Raw genomic sequence first — 24919 nt, 5'->3', positions numbered from 1 at the left:
GAGGCTATACCTTCTCGACGGGAAGTCCCGCCGCCTTCATCTTGTCGCGGAACTCGTCTTCCCATTCTTCGTACGTGTGGACCTTCACGGGGTAGTTCCACGGGTTCACGTGCCGCCGCATCCGATTCGTGTTGGCGAGGTTCCTGGTCGGGCTCAGGAAGACGCCCGCCATGTGTACGAGCTTGCTGAACGGGAAGTAGGCGACCAGGACGCTCAGCAGAAACAGGTGCACGAAGAAGAGTGGACTGACCCCTGTCGGCACGGCGGGGGCCAGCGTCACCAGCCCCAGGGTCAGCTGCTTGATCGCGATGATGTCAGGTCGCACGAAGTAGCGCATCAGGACGCCGGTCGTCACGAGCCCGACCAGCAGGTACAGGGCGAAGTAGTCCTGGAAGAGCGAGATGAAGCGGACCTGCGCATCGGTCAGCCTCCGTATCAGCAGGTACGCCAGTGCCGCCAGCAACACCACGTCGGTCAGGTAGACGGCCGGTGCCCCGACCTGGAAGAACCCGTCGATGGCCCCCAGCACGCCCACCCACCCCGGCGTGGGCTCCACGAAAAACCGCAGGTGCCGCAAGACGACGAACAGGAACGACCAGTGGAACGCGAGTGCGGCGAGCCAGAGCCACTTCTGTTCGCCGAACACCAGGCGGGCAGGCCCGGGCGCGGGGTCCTGAGACCCGTGTCCATCGCTGACCGGTTCGGTCGTGATCGCGGCCACGGTGCCGCGAAACAGCGAACGGAACAGGAGCACCTCGAGCGCCATCCGGGCCACGACACCGGTCCGCGTCCACGGGCTCTCCAGCCAGCCGCTCTTGATCCAACTCAGGGACCGCTGCTGGCCGCACGTGGTCGGGATGCGGAAGGGCACCGGGACACGGGCCCACCCCACGACGCGGACGGCGAATCCCACGACGAACACCACACCGGCCAGCGCGGGCACAACGATGCCGAACGCGGGATGCAGGGACACAACTTCCCCGCCCACCCACGCGACGGCGGCCAGGATGAAGACGACGATGAGCGACGATAAAGCATTCATGGCGTCTCGACTCGCGACACGAACGGGCCGGTCGGTCCGCAGGCGGCCGCGCGCGCCGCCGCCCGCGCCTGAAGCCGTTCCGGGACGAAGACCCGCCGGCGCGCCGCCCGCTCGCCAATTGCGCGAAGATCGCCCCGGCATTTTGCCAGGCAGACATCAGCAACGTCACACAGCTCGGTGACACGCCGCTGGACCAGGTCGAGCAACCCCGGCGGGATCCCGGGCGACCCCGTCTCGGCCACCCGGGCCGCCTGCCTCGCGAAGGCCACAAACCCCGTCACTCCGGCCGGCGGGAAGTCCTGGACCGCGCGAAGCCGCACCACCACGTCGACCAGCGCCGTCGCGCGTTCCCGGTCGAAGTCGCCGAACAGTTCGTCGGTGAGCCCGGTCAGCGCCGCACGCAGCGTAGAACCGACCGGGTTGCGGAAGGGACCCCCCGCCTCGCGAAACATGCCGTTTGTGTGCGCGGGATACGTCCGGAGCGTGCACGCCAGCCACTCCTGGGCGAACACGCGGCACACATTCGTCAAGACGGGTTCTGGGGCCATGACACTCCTCGTGTCGGCGCTCATACAGACGGCCGTGGTGCAGCCGTGTCCCCTACACGCACCCGGTCGGTTTCGGGAGACCCGCCAGTTTGCACGCGCCCTTGGCCGGACCCGATGGGAACAGCGCGTAGATCTCGTTGAGCTTGAACCCGGTCTCCTTGCAGAGCTTCCGGATCATCGGCGCGATCCCGAACTGGACGTAGTAGTTCCGGAGGTAGTTGATGACCTTCCAGTGGGCCTCGGTCAGTTCCGCTACCCCTTCGGTGGTCGCAAAGTCGAGCGCCACCCGTTCGCTCCAGACTTCGGGATTCTCGAGGAACCCGTCTTCGTCTACGAGGTAATCGTTGTTGTTCAGCTGAATGGTCGGCACGGTCGTTCCTTTCGGTAATCGACTGACGGTGACAGCACTACACCATGTCGATGTAGCCGCAGGGGCACTCTTCTGCGCACTTCTTGCAGCCGTTGCACACCTCGAGCTTGATCCGGTAGTGCTCGCCCTTCGGCAACTTCACAAACCCGCTGTTGGTGCAGTACATCCAGCAGGTCTCGCAGTCCATGCACATGCCGCACGACATGCATCGCTTGGCTTCATCGAGCGCCGCCTCTGCGGAAAGGCTCTGCTCGATTTCGGTATCGAGACCCCGTTGCTCGACGGAGAGATGTTCTCGCTCGTGCCGGTCCGCGGGCTTGTACCACCCTGGCTTCATCCGTTCGGTGGTGATGGGGGGACCGCCGACAGGCCGCTCCGGCACCTGACCTCTGAGGCGGGCGTCAATCGCCTCGGCCGCAAACCTCCCCTGGCCAATCGCGATCGAGACCAGCCCGAGACCGATGTCGTCGCCGCCCGAGAAGACGTCAGGCAGCGGCGTGGCGCCCCAGGTGTCTGCCTTGACCCAGTTCCGGCCTTCGTGCAGTTCGGGCAGCGGGCCGAAGTCGGGCTCCTGGCTGATCGCGGCGATGATCGCCGTCGCCGGCACGTCAAACTCGGATCCTGCGCGCGGCACCGGCCGCGGCCGGCCGGACTTGTCGGGCTCGCCAAGGTCCATGCGGATGCACCGCATGCCCACCGCGCGGCCGTTCTGCCTCAGAATCTCGACCGGCGCAGCCAGATACTCGATGGCGACGCCCTCTTCGAGAGCGCCTTCGATTTCCGGCTTGATGGCCGGCATCTCGTCCCGTGTCCGGCGGTAGAGCACGGTCACGTGTGCACCCAGCCTGTGGCTGACGCGCGCCGCGTCGATGGCGGTATCGCCGCCACCGATCACGATGACATTGTCGCCAATCTCGACGGACTCGCCGGAGTTGACGTGATTCAGAAACTCGGTCCCGGTGAAGACGTTGGACGCGTCTTCGCCCGGAATGCCAAGCGTCAGACCCTTGTGGGCACCGATCCCGACGAACACCGCCTTGTAGTCGCGGCGCAGATCGTCGAGCGTGACGTCGCGACCGACGGCGGTATTGCACCGGAGCGTGACACCCAGATCGAGAATCCGCTGGATCTCGGCATCGAGCACCGCGGCCGGCAGGCGGTACCGGGGGATGCCGTACCGAAGCATCCCTCCGGGTTTCGAGAAGGCCTCGTAGACGGTCACCCGATACCCGCGACGCGCGAGCTGGTAGGCGCACGACAGCCCGGCGGGTCCAGCCCCCACCACCGCCACGGCTTCATCATGCGGCGCATCAGACAACCGCTTGAGCGTGAGCCCGTGTGCGATGCCGAAGTCTCCGACAAACCGCTCGAGAGCGTTGATGGCGACGGCGCCTTCCTTGACGCTCCGGTTGCAGGCCTCCTCACACGGGTGAGGACACACACGGCCGCAGGCGGCCGGGAAGGGGTTGCGCTCCGCGATGATTCCCCAAGCCAGTTCGTACGCCTGCTCTGGGGTCCGCCCGTACGCTTCCGCCTGCGCGATGGTGGTGAGCCAGCCGCGGATGTCGGTGCCGCCGGGACAGGTACCGACGCACGGCGGCGCCTTCGGGATGTAGCGCGGGCGCAGCGGGCTGATTTCGCCGCCTGCCTGTCCGCCCGTCCTGATGACCGGCTTCTTGACGTCCTTGAACAAGCCCATATGTCCGCTCTCTTCCGCCGGGGACTCGGATAATCGGCGCCTACTCTGGTGCGGCGCCTTCCTTGTGCGGCAGCGTGACAAAGCTGCCGCCGAAGTAGCTGTACACGCAACGGCTCGACTCCATCAACAGCCGGATGGCGAGCTTGCAGTCGTCTTTGGTGCAGTTGGCCTCGCCGTGTTTGACGATCATGGCCTTCGTCAGATCGCCGGCCTTGAGGTTCTTCTTGCCGTACGTCTCGACGACCATTTGGTACATGTCCTCGGCCAGTGCGTCGACCGTGACTGACATGGTGTCCTCCTAGAAACGGATGTGCGTCGACCTCGCATAGGTCAGGCCCGCGTGCTTGAAGTCGTCGAGATGGTACCGAGTGAACGGAATGCCGGTCAGCTCGAAGAAGCGCGGCCAGCCAATCCGCTCGATCCACTCACCCATGCGCTCGAACTTTCGCGCGTGCGCGGCGTACACGGTGACGATGTTGACAACCGCATCCACCACTTCGGGCCAGCGGGGCGGGTTGTTCGGAATAAACGGGATCGCCAGCTTCGAGAACTTGGGCGCACTGCGCGCGTTGCTCACTTTGCCACCCACCCAGATCGAGAGGCCGTCGTTCTCAGGGTCGTTGAGCGGCATCGACGGGCAGACGGTATAGCAGTTGCCGCAGAACATGCACTGCTCTTCGATGACCTCGACCGACGCCTTCTCGTTGACCGTGGCAGGCCGGATGGCGCCGGTCGGGCAGGAGGCGATCAGCGTGGGCACCTCGCAGGTCTTCGGCAGCGTCTGATGGTTGATCTTCGGCACGCGCCGGTGAATGCCGAGAATCGCGATGTCGGAGCAATGTACGGCGCCGCACATGTTCAGGCAGCAGGCGAGCGCGATGCGCAGCTTCCCAGGGAGGTTCTCGTGTGTGAACCGATCATACAGCGCATCCATCACCGACTTGACAATGCCTGACGCATCGGTGGCCGCCGAATGGCAGTGCACCCACCCCTGGGTGTGCACGATGTTGCTGATGGCGTTGTTGGTGCCGCCGACCGGGAATCCGAGCTCGAACAAGGCCTGCTTGAGCGGCTCGACCTTGTCCCGGTCCGACAGCAGGAACTCCACGTTGTTGCGGCTCGTGAACCGCAAGTGCCCGTCGCTGAAACGATCGGCGAGGTCCGCGAAACGCCGCAGGGTCTGCACGCTCAGCAACCGCGGCGAGCCGGCCCGTACCGTGTAGATCCGATCGCCAGATTCGGCGACGTGGCAGAGCACGCCCGGCGCGATCGACTCGTGGAACTTCCACTGTCCGTAGTTCTTCTTGATCACCGGATGCAGGAACTTGCTGTAGTGTGGGGGGCCGATATCCGTAATCCGCTTGGCAACTGTCGTGGTCATTGTCAGTCACTCCTCACAGGTGTCAGGCTGTCAGTGCCCGTCTCCGTCTTTCTGGAAGAAGATGTATGGGTTGTCGCGCGGGGCCGTCACCATTTCTGGCACAGGATCGAGGCCGATCGCATCGAGGAAACCGGCCAGGCCGACGCGCTGGATGAGCTCGCCGACGCGCTCGCGGTTCTTGCCGTTCTCGTCCCAGAACTCCCAGATGCGCTTGATCAGTTCCTTCATCGTGTCCGCCAGCTCGTCAGCGGGCACGAACGGCACCAGCACCGACGAGAGGAGCGCGCCCTGGACGATGGGGGCCTTCGCTCCGATGAGCAACGTGGCGCCTCGTTGTTTTCCGGGTCGCAGGGCCTTGGGCATCACATTGATGCAGTGCATGCAACGCACGCATTCCCGGTTCTCGATCGCGAGCTTGCCGCCTTCCCACGTCATGCACCGGGTCGGGCAACGGTCACAAACGTCCTTCTGGATGTTCAGCCCCGCCGCCGCGTACTCGGTCACGGCCGCGTCGTCCTGCTGGATGTCGTCTTTCCACGTGCCGATGACCGACAGGTCCGATCGCGCGATCGACGCGACACAGTCGTTCGGGCACCCCGAACACTTGATCTTGAACTTGTACGGGAACGGCGGGCGGTGCATCTCATCCTGGTAGGTGCGCGTCATGTCGTCGCAGATCGCCATGGTGTCGTAGCAGGCCCACTCGCAGCGCGCCTGGCCCAGGCAACAGGACGGCGTCCGCATGCACGAACCGGATCCGCCCAGATCGAAACCAGCCTCGGTGAGTTCCTTGAAGATCGGCTCCAGCTCATCGGTCTTGGTCCCGGAGAAAGACGATGTCGCCCGTCGATCCGTGCATGTTGGTCAGACCCGATCCATGCCGCTCCCAGATGTCGCAGAGCGTCCGGATCGCGTCGCTGGTATAGAACCAGCCGGCCGGCTGGTTGACGCGCAGCGTGTGGAAGTGGGCAATGTTCGGGTACTTCTCGGGCAGGTCGCTGTAGCGACCAATCACACCCCCGCCATAGCCGAGCACGCCGACGATCCCGCCGTGCTTCCAGTGGCCCATCTTCTCTTCGTAGGATTGCTCGAGCTGCCCAAGCAGATCGCCGCAGACCGGGCTCTTCTCTCCCGCCTGTCTGATCTGCTTGACGAAACTCGGCCAGGGACCTTGCTCCAGCTGATCCAGGAGCGGGGTCTTTGTTGTCTCGTCCGCCATCATGTCCTCCAATCGACCGCATTAATCGCGCCGCCCCACAATGGTGTCGCGTCCTGAGCCGGCCCCTCCCGCGGGACACCGGTGAATAGTCATTTCCTGCCTGCCGCCGCCATGGCCATCGTCCGGTAGACCACGTGGGCGAGTTTGGTATACGGCGCGCTCACGAAGAGCACGAAAACCAAGATCAGGTGCACCACGTACACCACGTACATCCACGGCATGGACTGGAACAGTCTCAGAATCTGAACGATGGCGCCAGTCCCGATCACGCCCGTCAGCGTCCAGATGAAGAACGCGTCAAAATAGGTGTCGGCCGCCCGCCTGGCCGGGTCCCTCCGACGGTTGGTCAGCAGCAGCACGGCGCCAACCAGGGCGACCACTCCCGCGGCGTTTGCGAAGATCTTGAGCGGATTGGTCTGGGCCAGCGGCGTGTGCAGGACCCCCGCCATCGAGGCCATGCCGACCACCGTGCCGACTGTCGCCAGGCCCACAAACCCCCAGAACACGGCGAGGTGCGCGACGTAGCGGCTGCGTTCCTGATCGCAGGACGTGAACCGCGTGTGGGTGGCGATGTCGCGCGCCGCCGACAGCAGACCTGGCAGGATGGGGCCCGTGGCGCCAGAGGCCCGGAGTGCCCGGACAAAGCGCACTTGACTGATCACGATGGCCAGCGCCAGGAATCCGCTCACGGCAAAGAACAAGGCTTCGAGCGCCCACACCGGGTAGAGGTCGGCGAATTCGAACGGACGATCCGACGGCAGGGCCAGGCCGAATGCGGGGTGGCCGGCCAGCGCGAGCAACCCGAAGACCACGACGCCGGCGGCCAGCAGCAGGGCCAGTCCAGCGGGCCCCGCCAGCAGCGTCCCCAGGAAATGGGGGAACGCGAAGTGCTTGATCGCCTCGGCGCGAAGCACCCCGAACACCTCTCCCGGTTTTGCGCCGCGCGGGCACCGCGTCGTGCAGTCCCCGCAGTTGTGGCACAGCCAGATGGCCGGGTCGGCCATCAGCGAGTCCTTGAGCCCCCACTGCGCGCGGAGCATCTGCCGCCGAGGAAACGGGGCGTCGTCGGGCGACAGGGCGCACGTCACCGAACAAGTCGCGCACTGGTAGCACTTCTTGAGATCGCCGCCGCCGTGAGCCACGATGTCCTGGATGAAGTGAACATCCGGTTCGATCAGCACGGCGTCAGACATGGCGAGTCGTACCTCCTAGAGTCCCTTGTAGGGGTTCGGCCCCAGTTCCCGAATCCGCGCCATGAACCCATCGATGAGCGCGGGCAGCTTGTCGTACTCGTTGATCGCCAACTGGGTGAGCTGAATCCGCCCCGACTCCAACTGGAGCCGCTGCAGTGTCTCCTTGACGTTCTCCAGGCGACGATCGGCCAGCTCACTGCCCTGCATGAAATGGCACTGGTAGTCATCGCCGTACTTGCAGCCAATGAGCAGCACCCCGTCGATGCCGCCCGAGAGGGCATCGGCAATCCACACGATATTCAGCGAGCCGAGGCACCGGAGCGGGATCACACGCACGCTGGGGTCGTAGTGCACGCGGTTGAGCCCGGCCACGTCGAGCGCCGGGTAGGCATCGTTCTCGCACATGAAGACGAGCACCCGGGGCTTTTCCTCGTCTTCCTCGGGCACCTCGATCGCCTTGATCATCGACGCGACGATCTCCACCGAGTAGTTCTTGAACGAGATGATGCGCTCCGGGCACGCCCCCATGCAGATGCCGCACCGGCGGCAGCGATACGGGTTCAGCTGCGGCGTGCCCTTCACATCCTCATCCAGCGTGCCGAACGGACATTCCTCGGTGCAGCGCTTGCACTGCGTGCAACGCTGCAGGAAGAAGATCGGGGACGACAGATCGCCGGCCCGAGGGTGGACGGCCGCGCCGCGCGAGGCCAGTTCGATGCTCTGGATGGCCTTGAGCGCCGCGCCGGTGGCATCTTCGGCCGCGTGCGCCGCATCCATCGGCGCCCGGACTGTGCCGGCGGCATAGATTCCGGTGCGCCGGGTCTCGTACGGGAAACAGACGAAGTGCGAATCGGGGAACCCGTACCGGAACGCCGGAAGATCAGGTCCCTGCCGGTAGGTCAGATTCAGGATCTCGGTGCCTTGGTGGTGGGCCAGGGATTGGATCTTCGTCCGGGCATCGGCTTTCTGCGGCTCGGTGGCCTCGGCGCGTGCCAGCGTGGCCCGGGCGTCATTGACCGCGCGGATGGCGACGCCGTCTGCCCCGTTGGGCACCATGCCGGTCGCGAGCACCACGAGGTCGACGCTGATGGCGATCTGATCGCCGAGAAGCGAGTCCTTCGCCCGCACGGTCAGTCGACCGTCGGCCGCCCGCTCGACCCCGGTGACCTCGCCCTTGGTGAGGAAGTTGAGCGGATGCTCCTGCGCCCGGCGATAGAAGCGCTCGTACTGCCCCGGCGTCCGCATGTCCTTGTAGATGATGTACACGGAAGCGCCGGGATTCTGTTCGTGGACATACGCCGCGTGCTTGAGCGACGCCATGCAACAGACCGACGAGCAATACGCCAGATGATCCTTGTCGCGCGAGCCGGCGCACTGTACGAACAGGACGCTTCGGACCGGCCGGCCGTCGGACTTCCGCGTGATGGGTCCGGCCGCCACCATCTGTTCGAGCTCGACGTTGGTGATCACGTCGGGGCTCAGGCCGTAGCCCAGGTGCGCAAGGCGGGTGGCGTCGTAAGGTTTCCACCCGGTGGCCAGAATGACGGCGCCCACCCGCGTGGTCAGTTCGCCAGCCTCGGCTGCCAGCGTGACATCGAACATGCCCGGCTGGCCGGCCGTCTTCAGGATCCGCGCGGAGGTGAGCACCTGGATCCGCGGGTGGTACATCACCGCCTGAACCATGGCCGCGGTGCCATCCGTCGTCAGCTCCTCGTACGGCGCGGAGGTCGGAAATCGTTTCTTGAGCGAGGCCACGAAGCCGCCGAGCACGCGCTCCTTCTCGACCAGGACCACCTCGTAGCCGGCGTTGGCCGCTTCGAGAGCCGCGGTCATGCCGGTGATCCCGCCGCCCACGACGAGCAGCCTCTTCGTGAGTTCCTCGAGCACCGGGTCGAGCGGGTCGGATTTCTGGGCCTTGACGATGCCCATCCGGAGGTAGTCCTCCGCCATCATCTGCGTGTCTTCGTCGTTTGGCGCCTGGCACCACGCGACGTGCTCGCGCAGATTGACTCGATCAAGCACCATCCGGGGATCGAAGGCAAAGGCATCCGTCTTGACGCGCGGGGAACACGCGGCCACCACGACGCCGTCGACCGCACCCTCGGCGAGGTCCTTCTCGATCAACTGCCGTCCCTCGGGACCGCACAGGAACGGATGCACCTGGCACCGGGGAACCTTGTACTCACCGGTGGCCACCTTGGCGAGTCTTTCCGTGTCGAGCGTGTCGCCGATCGAGCAGCCGCTGCAGATGTAGACGCCCAGCGCGTTAGCCATGGTGAGCACTCCTCACGACGGCCTGGAGCGCCTTGAGGGCCGCTCCGGTGGCGTCTTGCACCGTCGACGACACCTCGGCGGGGCGCACCACGCAGCCGGCGGCGAAGAACCCGGCCCGGCCTTCGGCATGCGCAAGAAAACGGAATTCGTCCAAGGCGAAACCGGCCGGGAGATTCGAGGTCTGGGGCACGATGCCGGTCGCGAGAACCAGAAGCCCAACGCGCGCTGTGATCTTCTTGCCGGTCTGCACGTCCTCGGCGGTCACGAGCAGGTCGTGCGTCGCCGGGTCCTCGTCGACCTTCGCCACCTTGCCCTTGATCAGAGTGAGGTGCTCGTCGGCCGCCACCGTCTGGTAGAAATCCTCGAGGCGGCCCGGCGTTCTGATATCGATGTAGAAGATCGAGACGGGCGTCGCCGGAGACAGGTCGCGAACGTAGGTGGCCTGTTTGAGCGAGGCCGCGCAGCATACGGCCGAGCAGTACGGCAGGTGGTTCTCGTCGCGGGATCCGGCGCACTGCGCGAAGGCGACCGACGAGGGCGGCTGGTTGTCGGACGGACGCAGGATGCGGCCCTTGGTGGGACCGTCTGGCGCCGCCAGACGTTCCATGATGACGTTGGTGACGACGTTCGGGAATCGACCGAACCCCAGATTGTCAATCTTCGTGGCATCGTAGGGCGCCCATCCGGTCGCGGCCACCACGGCGGCAACCTTCACTTTCCGGCGCTCCACCTGCTGGCCCAGATCGATGGCGCCATACTCGCAGGCGTCCCGGCACACCGTGCAGCCGTCGGGACACGCGGTGCGGTCGATCACGTAGGCAGCCGGAAACGCCAGCCGATGCGGCAGGTACGCGGCCTTGGTGGTGCAGAGGTCCAGGTTGAACTGGTCGGCACGGTCTGTCGGGCACGCCTGGGCGCATTTGTCGCACAGGGTGCACGCCTCGGAGACGAAGCGGGGCGCGATGACAATCGTCGCTTCGTAGTCGCCCGGCGAGCCGCTGATCTGCTCGACTGTGGCCTGGGTGAGAACCTGGATGGCGGGGTTGTTCCTGATCCGCTTGAAGTTGATTTCCAGCCCGCATCCGGGCGGGCAGAGCTTGGGGAAGTACTTGTAGCTGCGTACCACCCGGCCCCCCAGATACGGAAGCGTCTCGACGAGGATGACCTGGCAGCCGACCTCGGCGGCCTCGACTGCCGTGGTCACCCCGGCGATGCCGCCCCCGATCACCAGGACCGGTTTGCCGCCTGTGCCATGAACCTGAGTTGCCATCATGGAGGGTCCCACTATCCCGCGTTCTGCCCGGTGGCCGCGGTCATCGCCTGGCGCTTGGCTTCGAGCACCGCGGGCGTGATCTTCATGGTCTTCTCGTTGAAGAGCGTAAACCGCAGCCACTGCATGGCGAACTCGAGCAGATCTTCATCGTTGGTCCGCATGGCATCGACGCGGGCCTCGTCGACTTCGAACATCTGGAGGAAGCGGCTCTCGAAGACGAACCGCCGGAACCGGTCCAGGTCGAACGACGCCATGTAGTACATCTCCATCTGTTGCGGGGACAGCCCGTCGGTCTTGTCCCAGAACTCGTCGAGCATGAGGGCCTTGAAGGAGGTGCCCATCATGTCGTATTCCGCAATGCCCTGTTCGTCGATCCACTGCCGCACGGTCGTGGTGGGTCCCTGGTGGTGGCCCTGGCACACGTCCTCCCACAACAGGAAGTGGAACGGGTGATCGGTCGGCGTCTCGCACCTCGGTTCCGCGACACCCAACGGGTACATCCGGCACGCCCACGGCCGATCGCGATAGACCCGGCATCCCTCCGGCCCGACGAACGCGCAGGTCTTCGTCTCCTGGTCCATCTTCAGCAGGACCGCGGGGAACTTCTGGTCGGCGGTGAACGGCGAGATCGTGTGGCGCGTCAGAAACTCCGAGGACTCGATCCCCAGCGCGTGCTTCAGCCGCAGCACGTCGTACGGCGTCAGGACAATCGACACGTCCCGACAGCACCGAGTGAAGCACTCCAGCCCCTGATGACACTGGAACGTGAAGGACTCGTCCGGGCTCATCCTCGGGTAGTCGTTCAGAATCTGCTCTTGGACGGACGGTTCGGCTGCCATGTTAGAGAGCCTCATCCCCGAGAATGCTGCTGCGCAGCGCGTCCTCGGACCAGACGGGAAGCGGACCGGTCTCGCCGTTGGTGGGATCCAGACGGTGCCGGTAGGACGCGTGCACATTGAATTGCTGTTGCATCCATGCCCAGCCCCTGACGAAGTACGGGCACTCGTCGTTGAAGCACACGTACTGGAACTCGCCCGACCAGTTGGAGAGGGACGGGTTTTGCCAACGGACCAGTGGCGACGCACAGTGGGGACAACGCAGAGTTGGGTTCGCAGGCATGGTTCAACCAGACGATGCCAAGGAAGGTCCCCGGGACGTTCGGCCCCGGGGACTCCCTCAGCTCAATAGGAAACGTCAGCCGCCGAGCAGCTCTTGTTTCTTGGGCTCGTCGAAGATGTGCAGGATCGGCCTGGTCAGCATCTCCCACGTGTCGGCCTTCGGGTCGTATTTGCAGTTGGCGAAGACCAGCCACTTCTCCTGGTTGAGTCCCGGCGTGTCGGCGCGGACGTAGTACCCGGGCCAGCGCGTCTCCTCGCGGAACAGCACCGTCCGTACGTGCGCCTCGGCCTGCCACATGCGATGGATGTTCTCCCAGCACCGCATCAGCTCGTGGTGGTTCTCCGCGGCGAGCGCGGCGGAATCTTCCTTGAGGAACGCCAGCAGTTCGATCGCCCGCTCGAGTTGGGCCTTATTGGTGGTGAAGCCCGAGCTGACGCCGCCGGCGTACTCGTCCATCAGCTTCTGGAGCCGGAACATGAACATGCGGGGTTTCAGGTAATTGGGGTTCACCTCGGCATCGGTCGTGGCGCCCTTGTGGGTGGTGAACGTATCGAGCGGCTTGAGAATCTCGGCCTTGAGGGCCTCGATGACGGCCTGGTCCACCTTCGGCTTGGTGTTGTTCTCGACGACGAACTTCACCGCGGCCTTGGCGGCGATCCGTCCCTCGGCGTGCGACCCGGACGAGAACTTGTGGCTGGAGGCGCCGGAGGCGTCACCCGCGCAGAACAGGCCCTTGACGGTGGCCATATGCGCGTAGCCCCAGAAGTACTCCTTCTTCGTCTCGGCGGTCTGCAGATCCTCAGGACCGCTCACCCACGCCCCCGACGCGCCGGAGTGGGATCCGATGAAGTAGGGCTCGGCGGCCGCGATTTCGGAGCTGCGTTTCTCGGGCTCCGTGTTGGTCGCCGCCCACAGGACGGCCTGGGAGATGGTCATGTCGAGGAAGTCCTCCCACGCCTCGGTCTCCAGCTCCTTCATCTTCTTCTTATAGGCCTTCGGATCGTCCTTGAGGGTGTCGGCGATCTTCTGGATGGCCTCGTCGGTTCTCATGAAGATCGGACCCTTGCCCTCCAGAACGTCGAGCATGCCGAGGTAGTTGCGCAGGTTGGCGGGAATCGGCTTCACGCGCCCGTACGGTCCCCACTTCTCGAGCTCGGCCTTCCGCTCCACCATGTACTCGCCGCCCATCGCGTTGGTCGCGCGCGACTTGAACAGCAGGAACCACGCGCCGACCGGCCCGTACGCGTCCTTGAACCGGACCGGGATGAACCGCACTTCCTGGCACGTCATCTCGGCGCCGGCCTTCAGCGTGAAGTAGGCCGAGGAGCCGGAGTTCCAGGGTGGATACCACGCACGGCCCAGGCCTTCGCCCGAACTCCTTGGCTTGAAGACGTGGACCGCGCCGCCCATCATCACGAGGGTGGCCTTCGACTTGAACACGTAGAACTTGTCCTCGCGGACCGAGAAGCCCACGGCCCCGGCGCACCGGTCGCCGTCCATCAGCGGGCCGACGATGAACACGCGTTCGAAGATCTGGCCGACGCCAGTCTGCAGCAGCGCGTTCTTGGCCGCTTCAGCCACGATGACCTTGTAGGACTCGCCGTTGATCATCAACTGCCACCGGCCCTCGTGCACGTAGCCGCCCTGCTCGTCCTTCCAGATCGGCAGGCCCCACTTCTCGAACAGGTGGACGGTCGAATCGACGTGGCGCGCGATATTGGCGACCAGGTCCTCGCGGGTCACGCCCATCAGGTCGTTGCGCACGTAGTCGACGTAGTCCTTGACGGAATTCTTGCCGTCCTTCAGGCCCACGTACTGGTTGATCGCCGACAGCCCCATCGCGACGGCTCCCGAGCGGTCCACGGCGGCCTTGTCGACCAGCGTCACCTTCAGGCCGTTCTCCTTGGCCCAGTAAGCGGCCTCGACCGCTGCCCCGCAAGCGGCCATTCCGCCTCCGAGGATCAACAGATCAGTTTCCACGACAACCGTTTCAAAGTTCGCCATCTGTTATCTCCTCTCGTCCTACGTCCTGAGGGTGAACACGTCCGACAGACCGGTTGACGCCGGCTCGGTGAACAGCGCCTGGCTGTTCAAATCTCCCTTGGTGGCGAACCCGCCATCAGGTGCGGCCTTTCCTTCAGGTGTGGTGCGGATGGGGAACTTGAACCGCTTGACCATTCCGTTGCGGAACTTGACCGTCCACATGATGGAGTCGGTCGAGCGCAGAGGAGTGACGTTGGCACCGAGGGGCACGAAGTCGGCGTAGCCCCGCACCTCGACGGCTTGCGTCGGGCAGATCTTCACGCAGTTGTAGCACTCCCAGCACATCGAGACGTCGCGGTTGTACGCCTTCATCGTCTCCTTGTTGAGGACCATCAGGTCGTTGGGGCAGATGTGCTGGCAAGCGGTCTTGTCCAGCGCCTTGCACCCGTCGCACTTCTCCGGGTTGACATAACTTGGCATTCCGCTACCTCCTGGATTGACTCGTAACCTTCCGCGCTCAGAGAACGGGATCAACCGACGCCGCCCTCTGGTCGTATCAGTGGGCAGGCAGCCACGCCGGAGTGGAGACGGTTGCTGGGGGAGCAAGGGGGGAGCACTCCGGAGGCGGGGGCCATCGACGTCGCAACTTTAAGACGCAAGACTCGCTATGTCAAGTATTTGCTTGTACTTACACGTGTATCTATATGATTGATAGAAATAGTCAACAATGCTCTGACCCGACGGCGTACGTCGTCAGCGCGCCCGCGGCTTCGACTGGAGGGGGGAGACTAGATGTCGCTGGCGCTGGCATGTCGTTCCATCGCTTCTTCGTTCGCCGATGTGGCCGCCAGCACGGTCGCCCCCAGGACGAACGCACCGGCGGTGATGGCCACGAGCCAGCTTGGGACGAGTTCACCGACGGCGAGACGCTGGTAGAACTGGTTGATGGTCGCGGGGCTGGTCGGATGGATGAAGACCTTCGTCAGCCACGCGGCGGTGATGAAGAGTGAGAGGATGAGGTAGTTGCGGCGCAGACGGAATCTGGCTGACGCCACGAGCCCGATCTTCGGCCTCGGGCTGGCGAGTTCGCTGGCGAGACGTTCGCGCCACGATCGGTCCGCGCGCGGCGCTGACCGGAGCAGCCCGACGAAGTAGTGCTGCTCGAGCAGCCGCAACCGCCACAGGCTGTGGTGGAGGTGCTGATAACGCCGGGCCTCGATCACCAGACACATCGCCACGGCCGCCAGGCCCAGCAGCAGGATGTAGGGTGGTGTCCGCTCGGAGCCGAGCACGAACGTGGTCATACCAAGGGCCATGATCATGGCCCAGTTGGTCGTCACGTCCAGCCGCTGTCGCCAGGTGGTCATCCGGTGCATCTCGCCGCGATAGAGATGCGCCATGGCCGTGTCGAAACTGTCCGCGTCGCCGACTCCGTCGTCGTGACTGCCCGCCGTGGGATCAACGTAGTGAACCGCCATAGCCGAACGGGAGTGTACCACCAAGGCGGACTCGGACCAACCTGGCAGGAGTAACATGGAGTCGCCGTCGCGCTCGTCGGTGCTCCCGATCCATACTCGTTGTTCCACTCGGCGCTCACGCGCGCACGCTTGACTCCGTCTACGTTCCCGCGTAGCCTTCGGGCGGACAGAGGGCTTCATGTATCTTTTTCTCCCGATCGCAGCGTGTAGCATCAATGTCTTCATTCCTCTGGGTCTCGGTTGCCTGGTCGGCTTCCTGTCTGGCATGTTCGGTGTCGGCGGCGGGTTTCTCATGACACCGCTGCTCATGATGGTGGGCATTCCGGCGACGGTCGCAGCCGCGTCTGATTCGTGTCAGATCGCGGCGGCGGCCGCGTCTGGCAGCTTTGCCCACGCGCGCATGGGCAACGTCGACTACAAGCTGGGCGGTCTGATGCTCATCGGCGGAATCGGTGGTGGAGCCGTCGGAGTTCAGATCATCAAGATTGTCCGGCTCATGGGGAACGCGGACTTCCTGATTGGCCTCACCTACGTCATCGTGCTGGCGTCGATCGGCGTTTACATGTTCAGGGAAAGTCTGCGGGCGATCAGGCACGTCCATCTGCGGAGAACGCCCCGGCCGGGCCCCTCGCGGTTCGCCCGACTGCTCGCGGCGCTCCCGCTGCAGACGACGTTCGAGAAGTCGGGCATACGGCAATCGGCGTTCGTGCCGGTGGCCCTCTGCATGTTGGTGGGCATCCTCGCGGCGATCATGGGTGTGGGCGGCGGATTCATCATGATCCCGGCCATGGTCTACGTGCTCCGCATGCCGATGCATGTGGCCGTCGGTACCGATCTGTTCCAGATTCTCTTCACCTCCAGTGGCGTGACGCTGATGCAGGCCACCGTCAACGCGACGGTGGACGTCGTCCTCGCGCTCGTCCTCGCGTTGGGTTCCACGATCGGCGCGCAGATCGGAGCCCGGGTTGCGCGGCGGCTGAGAGGAGAACAGTTGCGGATCATCCTCTCCGTCATCGTGTTACTGGTGTGTCTGAAGATGATCTATGGACTGGTAGCGAGCCCATCGGTGCTGCTGTCCTACGCGGGTGGACACTAGGAAGGAGCCTGGGGCATGGACCGACGCAGTGCGCTGGCCGCTGGCCTGACGGTGATTGCGCTGCTCTCGACTGCGGCCACATCGGTGGCAGTCGGCGAGGACCGTTTCACGATCGACCCGAATCCGGTGTCGATTCATTCGTTCTTCAACGGTGGCACCGTGCGTGTGCGCGGAACGGTTGACCCGGGCTGTAGCATCGTCGTGGTCATCACGGGCGGGACCGTAGACGAACACTTCAACCGCAAGGGACGGTTTGGGCCGCTGTGGGCAACCACCGGCAAGGTGGCGATCTCGGGTGTGCCGAGTCTCCATCTGGTGGCCAGCCAGGCGCCGGTCGCAACGCTGGTCCGGCGTGACGACATCGAAGCGTACCGGCTCGACGTCGACGCACTCCTCCGCCGGGCACGGATAGACCCCGACGTGCCGGACCGGGATCTCCTGCTTCGCGAGTATCTGAAGCTCAAGCAGCAGCGGGGCGTGGTGGCGGTCTTCGACCAGGCGGTCCGCATTGAGCAGGCTCCGACCTCGCGCACATTCGACGCCGAGATCCCCTGGCCCGTGACCGCGCCAACCGGCACGTACCGGGTTGCCGTGCTCCAGGTGCGCGAACGCGGGGTGCTGCGGCAGGACGTCAGAGCCCTCGATGTGCAGTACGTGGGAATTCCTAGATTCGTTTCTTACATGGCGTTCGAGCGGAAGTTCCTGTACGGCCTCGGGTCGGTCGTCATCGCCCTCGGCTTTGGGCTCGTGATCGGTCTGCTCTTCAAGAAGGGACCCGCGGGACACTAGCCCGTCGGCAGGTGAACATTGCATGGCCCGCATCGGCAAGTGGCTCCGTTTCGGCCGACGACCATCGATTTCCTTCAGGCTGCTGTTCGCCCGCTTTCGCGCGATTCTCGATAACAACACCAGGGTCCTCCAGTTGTTCGCCGATCTCGCCGAGAAGCAGAGCGGCGAATACGTGTTCGATCGGTCCTACATTCAGACCTCGATTCATCAGCTGTTCGATCTGGTTGGAAAGACCGTCCACGATCTCAACAGCCTCACCGATCAGAAGCACACGGCGCTCTACGCCGTCCTCGATCGGCTCCGGGACGAAATCCAGGGCGACGTGGCCGGACGTCCCGTCGTGTCCAAGGCGAGCTTCTGTGTGCCCTTCGCGCAGATCGATGAGAGCCTCGTCAACCTCGTCGGCGGCAAGAGCGCCCACCTCGGCGAACTCCACACCCGGCTGCACGTACGGATTCCCGACGGGTTCACGATCACCACGTGGGCGTTTGTCCGGATCATCGAAGCCAATCACCTGTCGAATGTCATCGAGGATGGCCTGCTGCGCTTGAGCCGGGGCGACGACGCCGCCGTCCTGGAGATTGCCGAGCGTCTGCTGCATGCGAGAGTCCCGCGGGAGATCGGCACGGCGATCCGGAAGGCCGTCGCCGCGCTCGGACGGACCGACCAGCTGAGCCTCGCGGTGCGTTCGAGTGCGCTCGGCGAGGATCAGGATCTGTCGTTCGCCGGGCAGTACGAGACCGTGCTCCACACGAAGCCAGCCGAGGTCATCGACGCGTATCGCCGGGTGTTGGCCAGCCTGTATGCTCCCCACGCCGTCGCGTACCGGACGTCCTCGGGCCTGCCGGCGGGTGGGCTGATGGCCGTGGCCTGCATGCGCATGGTGCGCGCGACGGTCAGCGGCGTCCTCTACACCGTCGATCCGAATCGGTCGGGATCGGGCGAGTTGCTCCTGGGCGCCACGCGAGGCCTTGCCAACCGCGCCGTGCAGGGCGAGCAGAACATGGCGCAGTACTCCGTCGCGCGTCAGCCGCCGCACGAGGTACTGGGATATCGGCCAGCCGCTGGCGTCGGCGACGCCGCCTGGCACGCCGAGGGTGACCAGACCCCGAAGCCGCCTGGCGACGGCTCCGCGGGCCGGGAGCTCGCCGACGCCGACGTTCGAGAGCTCAGCGAAATGGCGCTGCGCATCGAGCGTTACTTCAAGCAGCCACAGGATATCGAGTGGGCCCGTGACGCTGACGGCTCGCTGTACCTCATTCAGGCGCGCCGGCTCAGGATCAGTGCGCCGGCCTCTGAGCCGCGCGACTTGTCCGAGATCCTAAACGCCTATCCGGTGCTGCTGCGGCGACGCGGACAGGTGGCCTGCCGGGGCGTCGCGTCGGGACCAGTCGTCCATGTGACCGAGGAGTCGGACCTCGCCGCCTTCCCCGCCGGCGGGGTGCTCGTCTCGCGGAGGGCCTCGCCCCGCTTCGTCAGCGCGATGGCGAAGTGCGCCGCGATCGTCACGGACATCGGTGCGCCAACCGGACACATGGCGGCGCTGGCCCGCGAGTTTCGGGTGCCGACCCTGGTGGATTGCGCCACCGCGTCGATCGTCCTGACCGAGGGCCAGGTGGTGACGGTCGACGCTGACGAGAATGCCGTCTATGCCGGCCGCGTCGATCCTTTGATCGACTACCAGCTCGTCACGGAAAGCGGGCTCGAGGACACCCCGGAATACCGACTGCTGCGCCGGCTGCTTCGGCGGATCACCCCGTTGAACCTCATCGACCATCACGCAGACAACTTCCGGGCCGATCGGTGCCGGACGATTCATGACGTCATCCGCTTCGCACATGAGACAGCCGTCGACGAGCTGATCGATCTACAGGCCTCGGGGCGCGTGTCGGGCGTCGAATCGGCGAAGCGACTGATTTCGGATCTGCCGATCGGACTCTCCATTATCGATGTCGGTGGCGGGCTCGATACGGCGGTGGGTGGCGGCCTTCCGCAGTTGACCGTGACGCCCGCCGCCATTCGCTCGGTACCCATGCTGGCGATCTGGGCCGGCCTGACGACACCGGGGGTATGGAGCACGCGCCCGGTCAGAGTTGATCTTGCGACCTTCTTCTCAAGCGCGATGTCGGGAGGCGCCCTCCAGAACACGCACAGAAACCTGGCCGTCGTCTCCGAGAACTACGTGAATCTGAGTCTGAACGTCGGTTACCACTTCACCATGGTCGATGCCTTCGTGAGCGGCAACCGCGAGGAGAACCATATCTACTTCCGTTTCGTCGGCGGGGCTTCTGATGCCGAGCGCCGCACGCGCCGCGCGGAGATGGTCCGGGACATCATGGAACGGTTGGGATTCGCGACACGTCAGAGTTACGACCTCGTGGTGGCTCGTCTGCGGAAACTGCCGCGAACGGCCACCGAAGAGCGCCTTAGAATCATCGGGAGACTCATTGGGTTCACGCGCCAGATCGACGCGCTGATGGATGACGAAGACACGGTCTCGCGGTACACGGAAGCGTTCTTCGAAGGACGCCACAATCCGGAGTAGCCTCGCGACCCTGAGGGGAGCACGGCATGCCGAAACTGACCATCCTGGTCCTCGACGACGAACCTATCGTCGGCAAGCGGCTGAAACCAGCGCTCGAGAAGTCGGGTTATACCGTCGACGTGGTCGAGACGGGCGCCGAGGCGATTCGTCTGCTCGACCTGCGAGCCTACGACATCGTCGTCACCGATATCCGCATGGAGGGCGTCGATGGCATGGGGGTGCTGCGCCATGCGCAGTCAAGGTCGCCGCAGCCCCTGGTCATCATGATCACGGGGTACGCCACCGTCGACGTGGCACGCGAAGCCCTCACCATCGGCGCGTTCGACTTCATCGCGAAGCCGTTCAAAATGGACGACCTCAGGGCCGTCATCGCTCGTGCTGCCGAGCGGATCGCGGCAGTACGATCGTTGTGAGACGCCTCGCCGCCGACGCCTCGTGGTCCGGCGTCGTCACACCGAGGTGCCGAGCCCGGACTCGGATTCGGCATCTGGCAGAGCCTGAGCTTTCGGCAGAAACACACTGAGCGTCGTGCCGCGGCCCGGGGTGCTGGTCACACGGATGTCCCCGCCGTGCTTCGAGACGATGCCGTAGCTCACCGACAGCCCCAGGCCTGTACCCTTGGCCGCCTTCGTGGTGAAGAACGGGTCGAAGACAAACGGCAGCACGTCGGCCGGAATGCCGGCTCCATTGTCGCTCACGTCGATCTGCACGCGGCCCGGCTGCTCGGGGTCGCTGCCGACCGAGACGCGGATGATCCCGTCCGACCCCATCGCATCGAGCGCGTTGAGGTAGAGGTTGACGAACACCTGGGACAGTTGCTGGCGATCCCCGCGAATGGCCGGCACGCCGTCCGGCACGGCCAGTTCCAGGCGCGCGCCCGCGAGCTTGATCTGGTTGCCGGCGAGCCTGACGGTCGATTGCAGCAGCCCCGCGAGGTCAATCACCTCCATATGGACGTCGCGCTGCCGCGAGAAATCGAGCAGGTTGCGGACGATGCCCTGGGCGCGTTCGGTCTGCGTCAGCAGATCCCGGCACAGATCGAGACGATCCTCGTCGCCGAGCGTCTGGTGGTCTTCGAGCATGGCCTCTGCCGTCAGCGAGATGTTGTTGATGGGGTTGTTGAGTTCATGCGCGATACCGGCGGTCAGCGTCCCGATGGCCCTGAGCTTCTGCGCCTCGGCGAGCGCCTCCTGCCGGTGATTCAGTTCCTGCATCATGCGGTTGATGGCGAGCGCGAGGCCGGTGAATTCATCCCGGTATCGCCGGGTCGGCTGGAGCGGCGTGAAGTCCCCTTTGGCGATGCGGCCAGCCGTGTTCACCATCCGCCCCAGCGGCGCGAGCAGCTGGCGCGCCAGGAAATTGGTGATGTACACAATCAACACGAGGAGCACCGCGAGCGCCGCCAGCGGCATCTGCTTCGACAGCCGGAGCATCGACCGGACGCTTTGCCGTTCGGCCTCAGCCACCCGCAGTGCCGCGGCCACCATCTCCGCCCCATGCTGCCGAATCTCGGCTTCAAGCGTGCTGCGCCGGGCACCCGCCGCGCCTGTGGGCACACCTGCCAGCCCGAGCAGCAGCTGCTCATAGCGTTCGAGGTGCTGGCGCATCTCCCCGTACGGCTTCTGGCCGACGATGCGCGCGAACTCGGCAGACGCGCCCCCGAGCGTGGCGCGCGCCTCGTGCGCGTACTCGAGGGCGCTGTCCAGGCCGGTCCCATACAGCAGGTAGTTCTTCTCGAACCGGCGGGCTTGCTGGATTTGATTGGTGTAGGTGTCGGCCACCTCGAGGAAGTGGAGCTTCTGCTCGATACGCCCGAGCGTCACCAGCGAAGCCAGCGTGACGCCGCCAATCACCAGGAAGCACAGCAGGAAGCTGAGAGCAATCCTCTTGCGGATGCTGAAGCTCGGACGCCGCAGCAGCGCAATGTCGGCTGCCGTCTGGGAGTCGCGCCCGTTCAGTTGCCCGTTCGACGGACCGCCACCCTGGCGGTTCCGCCCGCGAGCGGACCACCCGGGCGGCGTTCGGCCTGGCGTCTCGTGTTGCGGCCTCATGTGTGGTAACGTCCCCGAAGCCACCGACATTCTATTCGTCGGGCGACCATCCCGACAAACAGATTCGGTGACGCGTCGGCTGCACAGGAGGCTCCAGATGTCGATCATCACGATTTCGCGAGGCACGTTCAGCGGAGGCCGCGACCTGGCCGAGTGTCTCCACAAACAGCTGGGCTATAGCGTCGCCAGCCGGGAAATCGTTGCCGACGCGGCCCAGGTCTCAGGCGTCTCGGAGGCCGCTCTTTCCAGGGCCCTGGAGAGCAGCCCTCGGCTCGTCGATCGGTTTCTGCCCGACCGGCGGCTCTACTTGGCGTTTGTGCGGATGGCGCTCTGTGAACGGGCGGCTCACGATAACCTCGTCTACCACGGACACGCAGGCCACTTCCTGCTCAAGGGTGTGCGGCACGTCATCAGAGTGAGACTGATCGCCCCGCTCGATTTCAGGATCGATCGGCTCCGGAAACGCATGGGACTCGACGAGCGTGAGGCTGCGGCGTACATCGAGCGGGTGGACAAGGAACGTTCGCGCTGGACCGAGTTCTTGTACGGCGCCGACTGGAAGGATCCGAGTCTCTACGACCTCGTCGTCAACCTCGAGAACGTCGACCTGGAGGGCGCGTGCGGGGCAGTGGTGGCTCTGGCGGCCAGACCGCAGTTCCAGGCCGATGATTCGAGCCGCCAGACGATGATGGACCTGCTCCTGATGAGCCAGGTCGCCGCCACGCTGGCCGCCGACCGCGGCACCTCCTACGCTGAGGTCGAAGTGAGGGCCAAGGCGGGGCTGGTGGAGATTGAAGGCAAACTGGCCGATCCCATGCTCGTCAACGCCGTGATCGATCGAGCTCGCCGGGTCGCGGGGGTGAGGGGCATTCGCTATGGCACGCGAGTGATGTTCGAAGACTCGACTGCGCTTGTCCCCTGAAGCGCAATCTCGTCACCCCGGCGAAAGCCGGGGTCTGGAGGCCGGGCCTTCAGACCCGCTTCGCCGTTCCGGCGTTCTCCGCAATGACGGACAGAGGGGGCACCCTGCCAGCCCCGATAACCGGCACAAACGCCCGGTGGTTTGAGGCGGAGCGCGGTGTGCGGGCCGGGACGCCTGGTGCGACGGGGCTACTGGTTCGCCTGGTGCCGGCCGACGTTCATCACGCGCAGGGCCTGGTTCGATGACGCGCCCGCGCGGTAGACAATCCGAACGACGTCGCCGGCTCGTGGCGGGGCGCCGATCTCCGCGCTCGTGATATCGAGCACCAGAGGCGCACGGTCGGGCGCCTCTTCATCCTGTACCCGCAGCACGCCGCCTCCCTGCTCGACCGCGACGACCTTGCCCTGCACGACAGGGGCGACGGCCACGCAGGCCGGCACGAACGCGACGGCGATGAGCGCAATCACGCAGGCTACCCGGTTCATGGGCTCACCTCCTTGCGCGCGGCCAGCTCGCGCGCGGCCCCCCTGACCATGCCGACCACGACGACGCCCGTGATCACCGACACGGCCATCATCACCGTCCACGCCGCCGCGGTGTTGTAGTTCAGCTGCTTGAGGATGACGGAGACCATCGCGCAGACGACCGTAATGCCGAAGATGAGCCGGATGCCGTATCCGCGAATGTACTTGGTGGCAATCGTCCCGACCTGGGCCCCCGGCGCCGCCCCAACCAGCATCAACAGGACAGCGAGGATCTCCACGCGCCCCTTTATCGAGTACGTCGCGGCGCCATAGAATCCCGAGAGCATCACCGTGAACAAGTCGGTGCCAACCGCCACGAACGTCGGCACCCCGATCAGATAGACGAGGGCCGGCATCATCAGCAGGCCGCCCCCGATCCCGAGGAACCCGGCCAGCACTCCGACGGTGAACCCGACGGCGGCAGGCAGCCACAACGAACACTCCACCTGCGCGACATCGAAGCGGATGATGGGCCGGAGTCTGATCTTGTGCAGCGCCACATGCCACTGGAGGGCCGGCGTGGCGGGCGCGAGACCGAGCGCGGCGCGGCGGCGAATCGACCGGTCCTTGAAGTAATCGTAGAACACGAGCCAGGCGATCAGAAACAGGAGGACGACGTACACCCACCGGATCACCGGGCCCGCGAGGCCAAACCGCTCGAGCAGCATGACCAGCCTGGCGCCGCACTCGATCCCGACCACGTCGAACGCCAGCATCGCGAGGCCGAGCTTCATGTCGACGTTGCCGAACTTCGCATGGCGTCGTGTCGAGATAATCGACTTGCCTGCCATGTGGCACAGGTCAGTACCCACGGCAAAGGGCATCGGGAAGCCGAAGATGTTCAGCGCGGGTGTCACCATCCACGCGCCGCCCATGCCGAAGAACCCGCCCAACACGCCGACGGCGACTCCGAGCAACACGAGCAGCAGCGCGTTGATCGCCACTCCGGAGATCGGAAGCACAACGGTGAACCATTCGAGCATGACTGCCGCCTACTCCTTGGCTTCGCGTTTGCCGAGATCGAGACCGATGGTTCCCACAATGATGTCCATCAGCACGCCGAGACTGAGTCCGAGCAGCCCGGTCAGGCCGACCGTCATGGTGGTGAACAACAGCCGGTCGGCGTTGTAGAGGTTGGCGAAGTACAGATTGAAACCGGTCAGGTGCCGGGTGTCGGCCACGTGAACCAGGGCGCCCTGGCTCTCGCCGCCAGCAGCCATCGTCGCGGTCACGAGCAGCCATGGCGCCAGTACGACGAGCGCTGTCATCGATCGGGCGATCGCACGGCGAGTCATGTGTTGTCCCTCTGGAAGTCGCTCGGGAACGGAGGCAGGTTCCCGACGGCATCGACACGCGCCTAGGAGCAGGGATAATCTAGACGTGACTTGCCCCCGCCGTCAAGTTGGCACTGGG

General features: G+C 65.0%; 23 protein-coding genes and 1 pseudogene. 5 read left to right on the top strand and 19 right to left on the bottom strand.

Annotated elements, in window-relative coordinates; translation table 11 throughout:
• Positions 1–4: 4 nt before the first annotated feature.
• From dsrM to NTV05_02760, 15 genes and pseudogenes are all read right to left on the bottom strand, one after another.
• Positions 5–1042: a sulfate reduction electron transfer complex DsrMKJOP subunit DsrM gene (gene dsrM / locus NTV05_02830; GenBank protein MCX6543330.1), complete on the bottom strand. Its 1038-nt coding sequence runs from the start codon at positions 1040–1042 to the stop codon at positions 5–7.
• Positions 1039–1590: an RsbRD N-terminal domain-containing protein gene (locus NTV05_02825; GenBank protein MCX6543329.1), complete on the bottom strand. Its 552-nt coding sequence runs from the start codon at positions 1588–1590 to the stop codon at positions 1039–1041. Before NTV05_02825 ends, dsrM begins: the two co-directional genes overlap by 4 nt.
• A 52-nt stretch (positions 1591–1642) precedes the next feature.
• Positions 1643–1960, bottom strand: coding sequence for a TusE/DsrC/DsvC family sulfur relay protein (locus NTV05_02820; protein MCX6543328.1), 318 nt, complete (start codon positions 1958–1960; stop codon positions 1643–1645).
• 37 nt (positions 1961–1997) lie between these two features.
• Complete coding sequence (locus NTV05_02815; protein ID MCX6543327.1) at positions 1998–3659, bottom strand: NAD(P)-binding protein; 1662 nt, start codon at positions 3657–3659, stop codon at positions 1998–2000.
• Between the two features lie 40 nt (positions 3660–3699).
• The gene (locus NTV05_02810; GenBank protein ID MCX6543326.1) at positions 3700–3948 is read right to left on the bottom strand and encodes a hypothetical protein; all 249 of its coding nucleotides are present in this window, start codon (positions 3946–3948) and stop codon (positions 3700–3702) included.
• Between the two features lie 9 nt (positions 3949–3957).
• Complete coding sequence (dsrB, locus tag NTV05_02805) at positions 3958–5040, bottom strand: dissimilatory-type sulfite reductase subunit beta (GenBank protein ID MCX6543325.1); 1083 nt, start codon at positions 5038–5040, stop codon at positions 3958–3960.
• A 30-nt stretch (positions 5041–5070) separates the two neighbouring features.
• Positions 5071–6259 (bottom strand): annotated as a pseudogene (dsrA, locus tag NTV05_02800) (dissimilatory-type sulfite reductase subunit alpha).
• A gap of 89 nt (positions 6260–6348) precedes the next feature.
• The gene (qmoC, locus tag NTV05_02795) at positions 6349–7452 is read right to left on the bottom strand and encodes a quinone-interacting membrane-bound oxidoreductase complex subunit QmoC (GenBank protein ID MCX6543324.1); all 1104 of its coding nucleotides are present in this window, start codon (positions 7450–7452) and stop codon (positions 6349–6351) included.
• 15 nt (positions 7453–7467) lie between these two features.
• Positions 7468–9726, bottom strand: coding sequence for an FAD-dependent oxidoreductase (locus NTV05_02790; protein MCX6543323.1), 2259 nt, complete (start codon positions 9724–9726; stop codon positions 7468–7470).
• Complete coding sequence (locus NTV05_02785) at positions 9719–10999, bottom strand: FAD-dependent oxidoreductase (GenBank protein MCX6543322.1); 1281 nt, start codon at positions 10997–10999, stop codon at positions 9719–9721. Before NTV05_02785 ends, NTV05_02790 begins: the two co-directional genes overlap by 8 nt.
• 11 nt (positions 11000–11010) lie before the next feature.
• The gene (locus NTV05_02780) at positions 11011–11838 is read right to left on the bottom strand and encodes a YkgJ family cysteine cluster protein (protein ID MCX6543321.1); all 828 of its coding nucleotides are present in this window, start codon (positions 11836–11838) and stop codon (positions 11011–11013) included.
• A 1-nt stretch (position 11839) separates the two neighbouring features.
• Positions 11840–12118, bottom strand: coding sequence for an ogr/Delta-like zinc finger family protein (locus NTV05_02775; GenBank protein ID MCX6543320.1), 279 nt, complete (start codon positions 12116–12118; stop codon positions 11840–11842).
• Between the two features lie 75 nt (positions 12119–12193).
• Positions 12194–14122 (bottom strand): adenylyl-sulfate reductase subunit alpha, encoded by a 1929-nt coding sequence (gene aprA / locus NTV05_02770; GenBank protein ID MCX6543319.1) that lies wholly within the window; start codon positions 14120–14122, stop codon positions 12194–12196.
• An 18-nt stretch (positions 14123–14140) separates the two neighbouring features.
• The gene (gene aprB, locus NTV05_02765) at positions 14141–14581 is read right to left on the bottom strand and encodes an adenylyl-sulfate reductase subunit beta (protein MCX6543318.1); all 441 of its coding nucleotides are present in this window, start codon (positions 14579–14581) and stop codon (positions 14141–14143) included.
• A gap of 308 nt (positions 14582–14889) precedes the next feature.
• Complete coding sequence (locus NTV05_02760; GenBank protein ID MCX6543317.1) at positions 14890–15600, bottom strand: DUF2270 domain-containing protein; 711 nt, start codon at positions 15598–15600, stop codon at positions 14890–14892.
• A gap of 157 nt (positions 15601–15757) precedes the next feature.
• Between NTV05_02760 and NTV05_02755 the strand changes: the two genes are divergently transcribed.
• The 4 genes from NTV05_02755 to NTV05_02740 are packed head-to-tail and all read left to right on the top strand — an operon-like array spanning position 15758 to position 20422.
• Entirely contained in the window at positions 15758–16675 is a 918-nt protein-coding gene (locus NTV05_02755) for a sulfite exporter TauE/SafE family protein (GenBank protein ID MCX6543316.1), read from the top strand.
• A 15-nt stretch (positions 16676–16690) separates the two neighbouring features.
• Entirely contained in the window at positions 16691–17464 is a 774-nt protein-coding gene (locus NTV05_02750; GenBank protein MCX6543315.1) for a TIGR02186 family protein, read from the top strand.
• Between the two features lie 22 nt (positions 17465–17486).
• Positions 17487–20009: a PEP-utilizing enzyme gene (locus NTV05_02745; GenBank protein MCX6543314.1), complete on the top strand. Its 2523-nt coding sequence runs from the start codon at positions 17487–17489 to the stop codon at positions 20007–20009.
• Between the two features lie 26 nt (positions 20010–20035).
• Positions 20036–20422, top strand: coding sequence for a response regulator (locus tag NTV05_02740; GenBank protein MCX6543313.1), 387 nt, complete (start codon positions 20036–20038; stop codon positions 20420–20422).
• Positions 20423–20458: 36 nt separating this feature from the next.
• On the opposite strand, the gene NTV05_02735 is transcribed toward NTV05_02740, so the two are convergent.
• Complete coding sequence (locus NTV05_02735) at positions 20459–22060, bottom strand: HAMP domain-containing sensor histidine kinase (protein ID MCX6543312.1); 1602 nt, start codon at positions 22058–22060, stop codon at positions 20459–20461.
• Between the two features lie 97 nt (positions 22061–22157).
• On the opposite strand from NTV05_02735, the gene NTV05_02730 reads away from it, so the two are divergent.
• On the top strand, positions 22158–22982 hold the full coding sequence (locus NTV05_02730) for a cytidylate kinase family protein (GenBank protein MCX6543311.1): 825 nt from the start codon (positions 22158–22160) through the stop codon (positions 22980–22982).
• A 188-nt stretch (positions 22983–23170) separates the two neighbouring features.
• Here NTV05_02730 and NTV05_02725 read toward each other — a convergent pair whose 3' ends face one another.
• Genes NTV05_02725 through NTV05_02715 form a run of 3 tightly spaced genes read right to left on the bottom strand, consistent with a single transcriptional unit; the run spans position 23171 to position 24801 of the window.
• Positions 23171–23467, bottom strand: a complete 297-nt coding sequence (locus NTV05_02725; GenBank protein ID MCX6543310.1) for a hypothetical protein — start codon at positions 23465–23467, stop codon at positions 23171–23173.
• A complete protein-coding gene (locus NTV05_02720) occupies positions 23464–24489 on the bottom strand; it encodes a sulfite exporter TauE/SafE family protein (GenBank protein ID MCX6543309.1) in 1026 nt (341 codons plus the stop codon). Before NTV05_02720 ends, NTV05_02725 begins: the two co-directional genes overlap by 4 nt.
• Before the next feature lie 9 nt (positions 24490–24498).
• Entirely contained in the window at positions 24499–24801 is a 303-nt protein-coding gene (locus tag NTV05_02715) for a hypothetical protein (GenBank protein ID MCX6543308.1), read from the bottom strand.
• Between the last annotated feature and the right edge of the window lie 118 nt (positions 24802–24919).

This window comes from Acidobacteriota bacterium (genome assembly GCA_026393755.1).
Classification (GTDB): Bacteria; Acidobacteriota; Vicinamibacteria; order Vicinamibacterales; family JAKQTR01; genus JBAXOX01.
Note: the sequence above shows the minus strand (reverse complement) of the source record. Positions and strands in the feature narration are given on the sequence as shown.